This window comes from Martinezella sp. CNPSo 3890 (assembly GCF_057784455.1).
Map to the genome: position 1 here is coordinate 1 of NZ_JBXSOR010000003.1, position 13463 is coordinate 13463.

General features: G+C 59.9%; 15 protein-coding genes and 1 riboswitch. Of the genes, 7 read left to right on the forward strand and 8 right to left on the reverse strand.

What is annotated here, in order from left to right; translation table 11 throughout:
* The 4 genes from AC13RC_RS09935 to sugE all read left to right on the forward strand — a co-directional run.
* Positions 1-466, forward strand: a 466-nt coding sequence (locus AC13RC_RS09935; RefSeq protein WP_488557045.1) for a zinc-binding dehydrogenase, incomplete at its 5' end; no start/stop codon positions are given.
* Between the two features lie 74 nt (positions 467-540).
* A complete protein-coding gene (locus tag AC13RC_RS09940) occupies positions 541-1008 on the forward strand; it encodes a YaiI/YqxD family protein (protein WP_145317321.1) in 468 nt (155 codons plus the stop codon).
* Complete coding sequence (gene fghA / locus AC13RC_RS09945; RefSeq protein WP_488557046.1) at positions 1005-1841, forward strand: S-formylglutathione hydrolase; 837 nt, start codon at positions 1005-1007, stop codon at positions 1839-1841. The genes AC13RC_RS09940 and fghA overlap by 4 nt, the downstream gene beginning before the upstream one ends.
* A gap of 133 nt (positions 1842-1974) precedes the next feature.
* A complete protein-coding gene (gene sugE, locus AC13RC_RS09950) occupies positions 1975-2289 on the forward strand; it encodes a quaternary ammonium compound efflux SMR transporter SugE (protein WP_488557047.1) in 315 nt (104 codons plus the stop codon).
* 11 nt (positions 2290-2300) lie between these two features.
* On the opposite strand, the gene AC13RC_RS09955 is transcribed toward sugE, so the two are convergent.
* The 8 genes from AC13RC_RS09955 to AC13RC_RS09990 form a co-directional block, all read right to left on the reverse strand.
* Positions 2301-2687, reverse strand: a complete 387-nt coding sequence (locus AC13RC_RS09955) for a DoxX family protein (RefSeq protein ID WP_488557048.1) — start codon at positions 2685-2687, stop codon at positions 2301-2303.
* Positions 2688-2824: 137 nt separating this feature from the next.
* On the reverse strand, positions 2825-3217 hold the full coding sequence (locus AC13RC_RS09960; RefSeq protein ID WP_069612260.1) for a DoxX family protein: 393 nt from the start codon (positions 3215-3217) through the stop codon (positions 2825-2827).
* A 123-nt stretch (positions 3218-3340) separates the two neighbouring features.
* On the reverse strand, positions 3341-4873 hold the full coding sequence (locus tag AC13RC_RS09965; RefSeq protein WP_145317312.1) for an acyl-CoA carboxylase subunit beta: 1533 nt from the start codon (positions 4871-4873) through the stop codon (positions 3341-3343).
* 64 nt (positions 4874-4937) lie between these two features.
* Positions 4938-5408, reverse strand: a complete 471-nt coding sequence (locus tag AC13RC_RS09970; protein WP_113332545.1) for a hypothetical protein — start codon at positions 5406-5408, stop codon at positions 4938-4940.
* Positions 5409-5477: 69 nt separating this feature from the next.
* Entirely contained in the window at positions 5478-6263 is a 786-nt protein-coding gene (locus AC13RC_RS09975) for an ATP12 family chaperone protein (RefSeq protein WP_488557049.1), read from the reverse strand.
* 9 nt (positions 6264-6272) lie between these two features.
* Positions 6273-6926 (reverse strand): HAD-IA family hydrolase, encoded by a 654-nt coding sequence (locus tag AC13RC_RS09980; RefSeq protein ID WP_095434971.1) that lies wholly within the window; start codon positions 6924-6926, stop codon positions 6273-6275.
* Positions 6923-7921, reverse strand: a complete 999-nt coding sequence (locus AC13RC_RS09985; protein ID WP_113332548.1) for an RluA family pseudouridine synthase — start codon at positions 7919-7921, stop codon at positions 6923-6925. Before AC13RC_RS09985 ends, AC13RC_RS09980 begins: the two co-directional genes overlap by 4 nt.
* Before the next feature lie 183 nt (positions 7922-8104).
* Positions 8105-8638 (reverse strand): copper chaperone PCu(A)C, encoded by a 534-nt coding sequence (locus AC13RC_RS09990; protein WP_488557050.1) that lies wholly within the window; start codon positions 8636-8638, stop codon positions 8105-8107.
* A gap of 168 nt (positions 8639-8806) precedes the next feature.
* Positions 8807-8894, forward strand: a riboswitch (glycine riboswitch).
* 149 nt (positions 8895-9043) lie between these two features.
* On the opposite strand from AC13RC_RS09990, the gene gcvT reads away from it, so the two are divergent.
* Genes gcvT through gcvP form a run of 3 tightly spaced genes read left to right on the forward strand, consistent with a single transcriptional unit; the run spans position 9044 to position 13432 of the window.
* Entirely contained in the window at positions 9044-10180 is a 1137-nt protein-coding gene (gene gcvT, locus AC13RC_RS09995; RefSeq protein WP_488557051.1) for a glycine cleavage system aminomethyltransferase GcvT, read from the forward strand.
* 25 nt (positions 10181-10205) lie between these two features.
* Entirely contained in the window at positions 10206-10568 is a 363-nt protein-coding gene (gene gcvH / locus AC13RC_RS10000; RefSeq protein WP_106997972.1) for a glycine cleavage system protein GcvH, read from the forward strand.
* Positions 10568-13432: an aminomethyl-transferring glycine dehydrogenase gene (gene gcvP / locus AC13RC_RS10005; RefSeq protein WP_488557052.1), complete on the forward strand. Its 2865-nt coding sequence runs from the start codon at positions 10568-10570 to the stop codon at positions 13430-13432. The genes gcvH and gcvP overlap by 1 nt, the downstream gene beginning before the upstream one ends.
* The last annotated feature ends 31 nt before the right edge of the window (positions 13433-13463 follow it).

Consider the following 13463-nt stretch of genomic DNA (forward strand, 5'->3'; position numbering starts at 1 on the left):
TGACAAGAAGGCCTGGGGCGAGCGCTTCGGCATGACGCATTTCGTCAATCCGAAGGAGGTCGGCGACGACATCGTACCTTACCTCGTCAACATGACGAAGCGTGGGGCCGACCAGATCGGCGGCGCCGACTATACCTTCGACTGCACCGGCAACACCAAGGTGATGCGCCAGGCGCTCGAAGCCAGCCATCGCGGCTGGGGCAAGTCCGTCGTCATCGGCGTTGCCGGCGCCGGCCAGGAGATCTCGACGCGTCCGTTCCAGCTGGTGACGGGCCGCTCGTGGATGGGCACGGCCTTCGGCGGCGCGCGTGGCCGCACCGATGTGCCGAAGATCGTCGACTGGTACATGGAAGGCAAGATCCAGATCGATCCGATGATCACCCACACCATGCCGCTCGACGACATCAACAAGGGTTTTGAGCTCATGCATTCGGGTGAAAGCATCCGCAGCGTCGTGCTCTACTGAGGCAGAAAGCCACTCGACTGAACATATGCGGCGTATGAGAAATGCGCCGCATATAGCTGAAAAGATTTGATATCATGATCTATGTCGATGCCGACGCCTGCCCGGTCAAGCCGGAGATCCTGAAGGTTGCCGAACGCCACGGCATGGAGGTGACCTTTGTCGCCAATTCGGGATTGCGGCCGTCGCGGGACCCCATGGTGCACAACGTCATCGTCTCCAACGCCTTTGACGCTGCCGACAATTGGATCGCTGAGCATGCTGGCGCCGGCGATATCGTCGTCACCGCGGATGTACCGCTTGCCGGCCGCTGCGTTGCGACCGGAGCACTCGTGACGGGACCGACCGGCCGCATCTTCGACAAGACGAATATCGGCATGGCGACCGCCATGCGCGATCTTGGGGCACATCTTCGCGAAACCGGGGAAAGCAAGGGCTATAATGCCGCCTTCTCGCCGCGCGACCGCTCCGCCTTCCTCGAAACCTTCGACCGGCTTTGCCGGCGTGCCAAAGCACATCAATCATCGCCTGGAGACCAGTCTTGAACATCATTTCCCAGAACACGGCCTTCGGCGGCATGCAGGGTGTCTTTTCGCACGAGTCGGACGCCTGCAAATGCGACATGACCTTTGCCGTTTTCGTGCCGCCGCAGGCGATCAAGGAGCCCTGCCCGGTCCTCTGGTATCTTTCCGGTCTCACCTGTACCCATGCCAACGTCATGGACAAGGGCGAATATCGACGCATGGCCGCCGAGCTCGGCCTGATCATCGTCTGCCCGGACACCAGCCCGCGCGGCAACGACGTGCCGGACGAATTGACCAATTGGCAGATGGGCAAAGGCGCCGGCTTCTATCTCGATGCCACCGAGACGCCCTGGGCCGAAAACTATCAGATGTACAGCTACATCACCGAGGAACTGCCTGCGATCATATCGAAGCAATTCCGCGCCGATATGAGCCGCCAGGGCATCTTCGGCCATTCCATGGGCGGCCACGGCGCCATGACGATCGCATTGAAGAATCCGGAGCGCTTCAAGAGCTGCTCCGCCTTCGCGCCGATCGTGCAGCCGTCGACGGCCGATTGGTCCGCACCTGCACTGGAAAAATATTTGGGAAGCGATCAGGCTGCATGGCGCCGCTATGACGCCTGTGCGCTCGTCGAAGATGGCGCCCGCTTCCCCGAATTTCTGATCGATCAGGGAAAAGCCGACAGCTTCCTCGAAAACGGACTGCGCCCCTGGCTGTTCGAAGATGCGATCAAGGGAACCGGTATCGGCCTGACGCTGCGCCTGCACGAGCGTTACGACCACTCCTACTATTTCATCTCAACCTTCATGGACGATCACCTGAAGTGGCATGCCGAACGGCTGAAGAAGTAAAGGTAGTACCATCGCCTTGAAATAAGCAGCCGACAAATGCATATAGGAAATGCGCAGACGACTGCGGCGGCCGGCAACCAAACCGGCCGTAGACATCGCGGGGACGGCCTCGCTCTTAACAAAGGAGCGTAAAATGGCTTGGTTCCTGCTTTTCCTCGCAGGCTTGTTCGAAATTGGCTGGGCCGTCGGGCTGAAATATACCGATGGGTTCACGCGGTCGATGCCGACAGTTCTCACCGTCATCTCCATGGTCATCAGCGTCGTGCTGCTTGGTCTGGCTGTAAAAACCTTGCCGATGGGTACGGCCTATGCGGTTTGGACCGGCATCGGCACCGTCGGTACGGTTCTGCTCGGCATATGGCTGCTCGGTGATCCCGCGACCTTGATTCGGCTATTCTGCATTGGCCTCATCGTGGCTGGTATAGCCGGCCTGAAGCTTGCTGCTTGAGACGGCGGCGGTCATCGGCGCTGGCGATTGTCCAGCGCCCAGCTTCCCGGTCCGGCAAACACCAGAAACAGGAAAATGAAGCAGAACAGGATCGCTCCGTCTCCCTGATTGTTGGCCGGAAAGAAATCGATCGGCATGTGGACCATGAAATAGGCGATTGCCATTTCGCCGCTCAGGAGAAAGGCGATCGGTCGGGTGAAAAGCCCGAGCAGGATCAAGACACTGCCTATGAGCTCTATGATCCCAGCCACGAAGAACAGCGTCGTGATCTCGTAAGGCGCCGGCGGAAAGCCGAAGACCTTTTGCGTGCCGTGCTCGATGAACAGCAACGCGGTCACGATTCGCAAAATAGCAAGGGCAGCAGGCTGATAGCGCAACAAGCGCTCGGGAAATGACATGAGGATCTCCGTTCGATAGGGGATGCGAATGAGATCCCGTCAAAAGTGCTCTCGCTTCGCCGACAACGGAATGAACACGCGAGAGACGAATTTATTCGCCGGACCCGACGATCAGCCGAGCCCGACGAAAAGGCTGGTTACTTCTTGCTGTTGTCGATGGCCAGCAGGCCCGGACCTGCGAAGATCAGGAACAGGAAGATGAAGCAATAGAGAATCGCTGCGTCACCGCCGTTGTTGGCCGGGAAGAAATTCTTCGGATAATGCGCCATGAAATAGGCGACAGCCATGTTGCCGCACAGAATGAACGCGACCGGACGGGTAAAGAAGCCGACGATCGTCGCCAATCCGCCAACGATTTCGATGATGCCCTGAACCAGAAGCAGGGTCGGCAGCGGGCTTGGAAATTGACCGCCGGCCGGAAAGCCAACAAGCTTCTGCAGACCATGTTCGATGAACAACACACCGGTGACGATACGCAGCACGGTAAGAGCATAGGGCTGATATTGATTCAGCCGATCGGAAAGCGCCATGTTAAACTCCAGTTTTAACTCCCCCACGAGGAAGCAATAGAGCGCACGGGCGCGAACGTGAAAACACGGATTCTGACGCTCAATCAATTTTCCGTGTCAAATCCGTGACTTGTTGTCACATGCTCACAAAGGGATGTTGTCGTGCTTCTTCCAGGGATTGGTCAGGTCCTTGTTGCGCAACATTCTAAGCCCCTGTGCCAGCCGGCGCCGGGTCGAGCGCGGCATGATCACTTCGTCGATGTAGCCGCGCTCTGCGGCAACGAAGGGCGACAGAAAGCGGTCCTCATACATCTTGGTGTGAGCCGCGATCTTCTCAGGATCGGCGATATCCTTGCGGAAGATGATCTCGACAGCGCCTTTGGCGCCCATGACGGCAATCTGCGCCGTCGGCCAGGCATAGTTGAGATCGCCACGCAGGTGCTTGGAGGCCATGACGTCATAGGCGCCGCCGAAAGCCTTGCGGGTGATGACCGTCAGTTTCGGCACAGTCGCTTCGGCATAAGCAAAGAGCAGCTTGGCGCCGTGCTTGATCAGCCCGCCATATTCTTGGGCTGTACCCGGCAGGAAGCCCGGCACGTCGACGAAGGTGACGATCGGGATATTGAAGCAATCGCAGAAGCGCACGAAGCGCGCCGCCTTTCGTGATGCATCGCTGTCGAGAACGCCGGCAAGTACCATCGGCTGATTGGCGACGAATCCGACAGTGGCACCCTCGATGCGGCCGAAACCGCAGACGATGTTCTTGGCGAAGCTCTCCTGGATTTCGAAGAAGTCGCCCTCGTCCGCTACCTTCAGGATCAGCTCCTTGATGTCGTAGGGCTTGTTGGCATTGGCCGGAATCAGCGTATCGAGCGAGTTATCCGGCTCGGTCACCGACTGATAGCACTCGATCTCGGGCACGTCAGCGGTATTAGACTGCGGCAGGAAATCGATGAGACGGCGCACCTGCAAGAGCGTATCGACATCATTGTCGTAGGCTGCGTCGGCGATCGAGGATTTCGTCGTGTGCACCGAAGCGCCGCCGAGCTGTTCCGAGGTCACCGTCTCGTTGGTGACGGTCTTCACCACATCCGGTCCGGTGACGAACATGTAGGAGGTGTCACGCACCATGAAGATGAAATCGGTCATGGCCGGAGAATAGACATCGCCGCCGGCACAAGGCCCCATGATAATCGAGATTTGCGGGATGACGCCGGAGGCCAGCACATTGCGCTGGAATACCTCGGCATAACCGCCAAGCGCGGCCACGCCTTCCTGAATGCGGGCGCCGCCGGCGTCATAGATCCCGATGATCGGCGCCCGGTTCTTCAGCGCCATATCCTGCACCTTGGTGATCTTTTCTGCATGTGCTTCTGAAAGAGACCCACCGAAGACTGTGAAATCCTTGGCAAAAATAAAGACGGTGCGGCCGTTGACCGTGCCCCAGCCGGTCACCACGCCATCGCCGGCAATCTTGCTCTTGTCCATGCCGAAATCGGTCGAGCGATGCTCGACGAACATATCGAACTCTTCGAAGGAGCCCTCGTCGAGGAAGATATCGATACGCTCACGCGCCGTCAGCTTGCCGCGGGCATGCTGCGCGTCGATGCGCACTTGCCCACCACCAAGCCTCGCGATCTCACGACGGCGTTCCAGCTCCTGCAGGATTTCCTTCATGCGGCCCTCTCTCCCTCATCGCTCGGGCTTAGCATGGCGCGAGCCTTGTTTGAAGCTGGTTGGCTCAGTTTGCGAGCCGTGGCGTGTTCAGCGAAAAGATGGAACGAACCCGCGCGGCAATATCTTCCGCCATCAGCTCATCTGCGGTGGCAGGATCAGGTGCGACTGTTCTGATCTCGAACGATGCCATGGCAACCACAGAGCCACCATCGGCCGCCGCGGCATCGATATTGATCTTGGCGCTGCTGCGGTCCCGATTGAAGCCGCGCGCTTTGCGGACGTCGCTCAGTCGGACGGTGATGGCAACCTGTGGCAATTGCGGGCTGAAGCTTGTTGCAGCAATCGCGGCGTTGACGCGATCATTGACGGCTGCAACCAGCGCTGGCGACACCGGTGGCAAAGCTTGATCGGCTATAACGGTTGCGCTGCGCACGGCATAGGTTGGAGGCGGAGGATCGACGGACCAGCTCGAACATGCGGCCAGTGCCAGACATCCCACGAGCGCCGGTACGGCTCTCGTCCTCAACAACAACATGATCCTTGCCCCGACCTTCGAATTTGCAAGATATGCAGATCGATATAAAGGACTGGAAATCAACAATATTCAACTACGCAGCGCAGAAAAAACGTCAGTTGCGGCCTGAAACTCTTCAAAACGTTGTGCACGACGCTGTTCGGCCTCTTCGTCACTGCCCCAATGCTCGATCGTCCAATCCTCGTCGAGATGTGCGAGCGACCAGACGTCGGCCAGCGGCAGGAAACCTTCCGCAAAGGCCAGCGCCAGGATCGCCGAACCGGTCAGCGTCGTGATCGTGTGCAGGCTCGCAAGTTCCATCGGCGTGTCATATTTGCGCAGTGCGGCGGAGAAGGCCGCGATGGCTTCGACAGGCTGATCCTGATGCATGACGCCTTCCGCCAGAATGAAGCGGGCGCCGAGATCGCGCGCTGCCCATTCGATCACCGGGTTCCAGCGTTCCGACTGGCGCTCGACGAGCCGTTCCGGCCCCTCGGCGCGATAGCAGAGCAGATCGCTGCCCGAGAAACGGACAATTTCGTCGAATACAGCCTGGCTTTCCGTCGCAACGCCATCGATGGCCGTGTTGACGAGCCGCGTTACCGGCATGGTAGCGGGATCGATCACGTCGACTTGGCGTGCCCATTCGGCAGCCACCAGTCTGGCAAGCGCTTCCGTCGGCAGGGCCAGAGAGTGCCGCGCCGGCGTCTTCACCACCTTGCCATCGAGGGTGATGGCGTGTCCGCTCTCATCCTTGCTGCTTGTCACATCCTTGTAGAAGCGTTTTGGCAACGGCTTCTTCATCTGGAGCTGCGCACGGCGGATCGGATCGGGATGGCTGAGACCTTCGGAAAGATCGTTCAACAGGTCGCGCATGGCGTCACCTCAGAGAATATGGCTCAACAAGTCGTTCGGATGGTGGGCTATGGCATCTGCCCCAGCCGCTAGCAATTCCTCGACGGAGGCGTAACCCCATGCAACGCCGATGGCGGTTGCACCTGCCGCCTTCGCCATCTGCATGTCGTAGATGGCATCGCCGATCACGATCGTGTCGTGGGGGTCCATGCCAGTCTCGTCACAGCATTCCGTCACCATCGCCGGATGCGGCTTCGACGGGCAATCATCGGCAGTGCGCGAGACGATAAAATAGGGCGTGAACTCGTTGACCTCAAGAATATGGGTCAAACCGCGGCGGGATTTGCCCGTCACCGCGCCGATCAGCAGTTCGTCGCGGGCGGCAAGCGTCTCGATGAGCGGCTTGATGCCGTCGAAAAGCGGTGTCTGCATGTCCGCCTCGTCTCGCACCTCCGGAAAGATCGACTTATAATGCGCCGTCATGGCAATCGCTTCGTCGTCGACATGGGGCTTGCCCTGCAGGCGGGCGATGGCGATATCGAGCGTCAGACCGATGATCGATTTCGTCGCGGAAACATCGGGCCGCTTATAGCCGAAGGCCACGAAGGTGCGCGCCATGACCTCATGGATCAGCCGCGCGCTGTCGACCAGCGTGCCGTCGCAATCGAAAAGTACCAGCTTCATTCGTCGTCCGGCTCCCCTGCCGATGCCTCGTCGAAACCGAGGAGATTCCATGTCTGCACCATATGCGGCGGCAGAGGAGCGGTGATGCGCAGGCGTCCGCCGCTCGGATGCGGGATATCGATGTGGCGCGCGTGCAGATGCAGGCGCTTCTGGACACCCCCCGGAAAATCCCAGTTCGGATCGTCCTCGAAATATTTGGGATCGCCGATGATCGGATGGCCGATATGCAGCGCATGGACGCGCAGCTGGTGAGTACGCCCAGTGTAGGGTTCCATTTCAAGCCAGGCGAGCCGCTGGGCCGCCGTTTCGACGACGCGATAGTAGGACACGGCGTGATCGGCGCCTTCCTCTCCATGCTTGGCGATGCGCATGCGATCGCCATCCGGCGTCGCTTCCTTCACCAGCCAGGTGGAGATCTTGTCCTCATGCTTGCGCGGCACACCCTTGACCAGCGACCAATAGGTCTTCTTGGTATCGCGCTCGCGGAAGGCTGCCGTCAGCTTCTGCGCCGCGCCGCGCGTGCGGGCAATGACGAGAACGCCTGAGGTATCGCGATCGAGGCGGTGCACCAGCCGCGGCTTTTCGCCCTTCTGGTTCGTCCACGCCTCGAGCATCTTGTCGATGTGACGGCTGACGCCGGAGCCGCCCTGCACGGCCAAGCCCGCCGGCTTGTTCAGCACATAGACCTTGTCGTCTTCGTGCAGCAGCATGCGTGCCAAGAGCTCGGCATCGCCGGAATGCTTCAATTCCTTGCCGGCGATCGGGCCGCTCTTCGTAGCCTTGGCATCGACGTCGAGCGGCGGCACCCGCACCATCTGCCCCGGCTGCACGCGGGCATCTGTCTTGACGCGGCCGCCATCGACGCGCACCTGGCCGGAGCGCATCAGTTTCTGCAATTGCCCGAAGCCGAGCCCTGGAAAATGCACCTTGAACCAGCGGTCGAGGCGCATGCCGGCCTCGTCAGGCTCGACCTTAATATGCTCAATCCCGGCCATTCTTCTTCTTTCAAATACGCAGCATGTTCCGGACATTGCCAAACCGCGTTCGGCGGGATCATGCAAATTCAAACAACGGGACGATCTGCCCCGCAGCCGGAGATTTCCGGCCTTTTGACGTGGCTTTAGAGCATTTCGAGGAAAAGTGGAAACCGGAATTATATGGCAGGATAATTTTCTGGCTCAGCTTCCCTTGGCCGAGACGACCGGCAGATTGATGTCGACCATGCCTGCTTTGTCGAACATCAGCATCACAGGCACCGTGCCACCCTGCTTGAAAGGCGCCTTTACCTGCTTGAACATCATGTGCATCGTATTCGGCGCGAGCGTCACGGTCGCGCCGGCGGGAATGGCGATGCCGCCTTTCACCTCGCGCATCTTCATGATCTCGCCTTCCATCTTCATCTCGTGAAGCTCCACCTTGCCGGCGGATGATGAAGTGACGGAAGTGAGCTTGTCGTCGGTCTTGCCGGTGTTGTGGATGGTAATGTAGCCGCCACCGACGGGCTGGCCAGGAAGCATAGCGCGAACATAGCCGCCGCTGATGTCGAGATCGCCAAGCTTGGCAGTCGCCGAGCCGGAAGGCGCCGCACCAGCATCCATGTGCATTCCGGGCATGGATTTCATCGCGCCGCTGTCCTGAGCCATCGCCCCACTAAGGGAAAGCGAAAAAGCGCCAATCGACATCAGCAATGCGGCGGCGTGGTTGCGGTTCATCTCTGTCTCCTGCCCGGCTCCTCAATCGATGAGAAGGGATAGCCTTTCCCATGCTTGTTGCAAAGGCTCGTAATCATTGCGAAACGCAGGATTGATCGCCGCGACAAAAATTTGTTCAGCGGCGACATTTGCCCCTTGCCATCTCTGTCCGGTACCGGATAATGGCTTTCAACCCTGTTGGGAGAATCCGGCGCAAGCCGGTGCCGAAGGAGCAACCGCCCCGGAAACTCTCAGGCCAAAGGACCAGCAAGGGGCAGACGGAACTCTGGAGAGAAGCGCGCAAGCGTTCGCCGAAGGGATAACAATCTCAGGCAAACAGACAGAGGGGGCTCATCGTCAGGCGCTACCGCGCCGAAAGTGTGAGCTCTGCGCTTCTAAAACGAGCGCAAAACCCGGAGGCGTCATTTGGACGAGACCGCTGCCCTCAAGACCACCCCACTTCATGCCCTGCATGTGTCCCTCGGTGCCCGCATGGTGCCATTTGCAGGCTACGATATGCCCGTACAATATGCGCCCGGCGTGCTGAAGGAACATCTTTGGACTCGATCCTCCGCTGGCCTGTTCGATGTGTCGCATATGGGTCAGGTGACGATCCGCGCCCGTTCCGGCAAATATGAGGATGCGGCATTGGCATTGGAAAGCCTGGTGCCGGTCGATATTCTCGGCCTTGCTGAAAATCGCCAGCGCTATGGTTTCTTCACGGACGACAAGGGCGGCATCCTCGATGATCTGATGATCACCCATATGGACGACTATCTTTTCGTCGTCGTCAACGCTGCCTGCAAAGAGCAAGATTTCAAGCATCTTCAAGATCATATCGGCGATAGCTGCGAAGTTACATTACTCGATCGCGCCCTCATTGCTCTGCAGGGACCGCGCGCGGTCGACGTGCTTGCCGAGCTCTGGGCCGACATCGCCCATATGAAATTCATGGATGTGCGCCATTGTCGCCTCCACGATGTCTCCTGCCTCGTATCGCGCTCCGGCTATAGCGGCGAAGACGGTTTCGAAATCTCGGTTCCGGCCGACAAGGCCGAGGATATCGCCAAGCGGCTGCTGGAGCATCCGGACGTCCAGCCGATCGGCCTCGGCGCGCGTGACTCCCTGCGTCTCGAGGCGGGCCTCTGCCTCTACGGCAACGACATCGACCAGACGACGACGCCGATTGAAGGCGCACTCGAATGGGCTATCCAGAAGGCCCGCAGGACTGGCGGCGCCCGCACCGGCGGCTTTCCGGGAGCATCCCGCATTCTCGGTGAACTCGATCACGGCACCTCCCGCCGCCGTATCGGCCTGAAGCCGGAGGGCAAGGCGCCGGTGCGTGGTCACGCCAAGCTCTACGCCGACGCCGAAGGCAAGACGGAGATCGGCGAAGTCACCTCGGGTGGTTTTGGTCCGAGCGTCGAATCCCCGGTTGCTATGGGCTATGTGCCGACAGAATTCACCGCTGCCGGCACCACCGTCTATGCTGAGGTTCGCGGCAAATATCTGCCTGTTGCCGTCAGCACGCTGCCTTTCATCAAACCTACCTACAAACGTTGAACGTCTTTTCCAGAGAGGATTATCCATGCTGAAATTCACCGAAGAACATGAGTGGCTGAAGGTCGAGGGCGATGTCGCAATCGTGGGCATTACGGCCCATGCCGCCGAGCAGCTCGGCGATCTCGTTTTCGTTGAGTTGCCCGAGGTCGGCGCTAGCTTCTCCAAGGGCGCGGACGCGGCAACCGTCGAATCCGTCAAGGCGGCTTCCGAAGTCTATTGTCCGCTCGACGGAGAGATCACCGAAGTCAACGAAGCCATCACCGCCGATCCGGCCCTCGTCAATTCCGATCCGATGGGTGCGGGCTGGTTCTTCAAGCTGAAGCTGAAGAATGTCGGGGATCTTGATGGTCTTCTTGATGAATCCGGTTACAAGGAGCTGATCGGATAATGACGACGCCGACTGAGTTCACCTTCACCGATTACCAGCCATACGATTTCGCCAATCGCCGCCATATCGGCCCGTCTCCCTCCGAGATGGCCGATATGCTCAAGGTGATCGGCTATAAGAGCCTCGACGGGCTGATCGACGCGACGTTGCCGCCGGCAATCCGACAGAAGGCGCCGCTCGCCTGGGGTGCGGCCATGACGGAGCGCGAGGCGCTCGACAGGCTGCGCGAGACCGCCAACAAGAATAAGGTTCTCGTCTCGCTTATCGGTCAGGGCTATTACGGCACGATCACGCCACCGGTCATCCAGCGCAACATTTTGGAAAACCCTGCCTGGTACACGGCCTACACGCCCTATCAGCCTGAGATCAGCCAGGGCCGCCTTGAGGCGCTGCTGAATTATCAGACGATGATCAGCGACCTTACTGGGCTCGATGTCGCCAACGCCTCGCTGCTCGATGAAGCGACGGCCGCGGCCGAAGGCATGGCAATGGCGGAACGCGTCGCAAAATCGAAGGCAAAAGCCTTCTTCGTCGATGCCGAATGCCATCCCCAGACCATCGCGCTGATCAGGACCCGCGCCGAGCCACTCGGCTGGACCGTTATCGTCGGTAATCCCTTCACCGACCTCGATCCGGTCGATGTCTTCGGCGCGATTTTCCAGTATCCGGGCACGCACGGCCACATCAACGATTTCTCCGGCCTGATTGCTCGCCTGCATCAGACCGGTGCTATCGCTATCATGGCGACCGATCTTCTGGCATTGACCCTGCTGAAATCCCCGGGTGAAATGGGTGCGGATATCGCCATCGGCTCCTCGCAGCGCTTCGGCGTTCCCGTCGGCTATGGCGGGCCGCATGCCGCATTTATGGCCGTGAAGGACGATTACAAGCGCTCTATGCCGGGCCGTCTCGTCGGCGTTTCCATCGATGCGCGCGGCAATCGCGCCTATCGCCTGTCGCTGCAGACCCGCGAACAGCACATCCGCCGCGAAAAAGCGACGTCGAACATCTGCACCGCGCAGGTGCTGCTCGCCGTCATGGCCTCCATGTATGCGGTCTTCCACGGTCCGCAGGGCTTGAAGGCGATCGCCCAACAGGTCCACCAGAAGGCTGTGCTGATGGCCAAGGGGCTGGAAAAGCTCGGCTATACCGTCGAGCCGGAGACCTTCTTCGATACGATCACTGTCGAAGTCGGCCACATGCAGGGTCTCATCCTGCGCGCAGCCGTCGCCGAAGGCGTCAATCTGCGCAAGGTCGGTGAAACCAAGATCGGCATCAGCCTTGACGAGCGTACGCGTCCGGCAACGGTGGAAGCCGTCTGGCGCGCATTCGGCGGCGATTTCCGCATCGCCGATTTCGAGCCGTCCTATCGTCTGCCGAAGACCCTGCTGCGCACCAGCGAATACCTCTCGCATCCGATCTTCCACATGAACCGCGCCGAAAGCGAGATGACGCGCTACATCCGCCGTCTCTCCGACCGCGATTTGGCGCTCGACCGCTCGATGATCCCGCTCGGCTCCTGCACCATGAAGCTGAACGCGACTGCGGAAATGCTGCCGATCACCTGGCCGGAATTTTCGGATATCCATCCGTTCGTCCCGGCCGATCAGGCACTCGGCTACCGCGAGATGATCGACGACCTGACGGAAAAGCTCTGCGCCGTAACAGGCTATGACGCCTTCTCCATGCAGCCGAATTCCGGCGCGCAGGGCGAATATGCCGGCCTACTGACCATCCGCAACTACCACATTGCCAATGGTCAGGGTCATCGCGACATCTGCCTCATCCCGACCTCCGCCCACGGCACCAACCCCGCCTCGGCGCAGATGGCGGGCATGAAGGTCGTGGTTGTCAAGGTCAGCGACGATGGCGATATCGACATGGCCGATTTCCGCGCCAAGACCGAGCAATATGCCGACAATCTCTCCTGCTGCATGATCACCTACCCTTCGACGCATGGCGTGTTCGAGGAGACGGTGAAGGAGATTTGCGATCTCGTGCACAAGCATGGCGGTCAGGTCTATCTCGATGGCGCCAATATGAACGCCATGGTCGGCCTCTCGCGTCCCGGCGATATCGGCTCCGATGTCAGCCACTTGAACCTGCACAAGACCTTCTGCATCCCGCATGGCGGCGGCGGTCCCGGCATGGGCCCGATCGGCGTAAAGGCGCATCTGGCGCCTCACCTGCCCGGCCATCCGGAAACAGATGGCCGCAGCGGTGCGGTTTCGGCAGCAGCCTTCGGTTCGGCCTCGATCCTGCCGATCTCCTGGAGCTATTGCCTGATGATGGGCGGCGAAGGCCTGACCCAGGCGACCAAGGTGGCGATCCTCAACGCCAACTACATCGCTGCCCGCCTCAAGGGTGCCTATGACGTGCTCTACAAGTCCAAGGCCGGACGCGTGGCACACGAATGCATCATCGACACCCGCCCGCTGGCCGCAAGCGCCGGCGTGACGGTCGATGATGTCGCCAAGCGTCTGATCGATTGCGGCTTCCATGCGCCGACCATGAGCTGGCCGGTGGCCGGCACGCTGATGATCGAGCCGACCGAATCGGAAACGAAGGCCGAGCTCGACCGATTCTGCGAGGCGATGTTGGCCATCCGCGAGGAAGCTCGCGCCATCGAAGATGGCCGGATGGACAAGACCAACAATCCGTTGAAGAACGCACCGCACACGGTGGAGGATCTCGTCGGCGAATGGGATCGACCCTATTCCCGCGAACAGGCCTGCTTCCCGCCCGGTGCCTTCCGCGTGGACAAATACTGGTCTCCGGTCAATCGCATCGACAACGTCTATGGCGACCGCAACCTGATCTGCACCTGCCCGCCGCTGGAATCCTACGCGGAGGCCGCAGAATAGGATTTATGCAAAAAAGCAAAGCGGTTCAGCC

Coding starts and splice junctions, on each gene's coding strand:
- AC13RC_RS09985 (WP_113332548.1), bottom strand. CDS start 7,921: ATGGCCGGGATTGAGCATATTAAGGTCGAGCCTGACGAGGCCGGCATG.
- gcvP (WP_488557052.1), top strand. CDS start 10,568: ATGACGACGCCGACTGAGTTCACCTTCACCGATTACCAGCCATACGAT.
- AC13RC_RS09970 (WP_113332545.1), bottom strand. CDS start 5,408: ATGTTGTTGTTGAGGACGAGAGCCGTACCGGCGCTCGTGGGATGTCTG.
- gcvH (WP_106997972.1), top strand. CDS start 10,206: ATGCTGAAATTCACCGAAGAACATGAGTGGCTGAAGGTCGAGGGCGAT.
- AC13RC_RS09990 (WP_488557050.1), bottom strand. CDS start 8,638: ATGAACCGCAACCACGCCGCCGCATTGCTGATGTCGATTGGCGCTTTT.
- sugE (WP_488557047.1), top strand. CDS start 1,975: ATGGCTTGGTTCCTGCTTTTCCTCGCAGGCTTGTTCGAAATTGGCTGG.
- AC13RC_RS09965 (WP_145317312.1), bottom strand. CDS start 4,873: ATGAAGGAAATCCTGCAGGAGCTGGAACGCCGTCGTGAGATCGCGAGG.
- AC13RC_RS09955 (WP_488557048.1), bottom strand. CDS start 2,687: ATGTCATTTCCCGAGCGCTTGTTGCGCTATCAGCCTGCTGCCCTTGCT.
- AC13RC_RS09960 (WP_069612260.1), bottom strand. CDS start 3,217: ATGGCGCTTTCCGATCGGCTGAATCAATATCAGCCCTATGCTCTTACC.
- AC13RC_RS09980 (WP_095434971.1), bottom strand. CDS start 6,926: ATGAAGCTGGTACTTTTCGATTGCGACGGCACGCTGGTCGACAGCGCG.
- AC13RC_RS09975 (WP_488557049.1), bottom strand. CDS start 6,263: ATGCGCGACCTGTTGAACGATCTTTCCGAAGGTCTCAGCCATCCCGAT.
- AC13RC_RS09940 (WP_145317321.1), top strand. CDS start 541: ATGATCTATGTCGATGCCGACGCCTGCCCGGTCAAGCCGGAGATCCTG.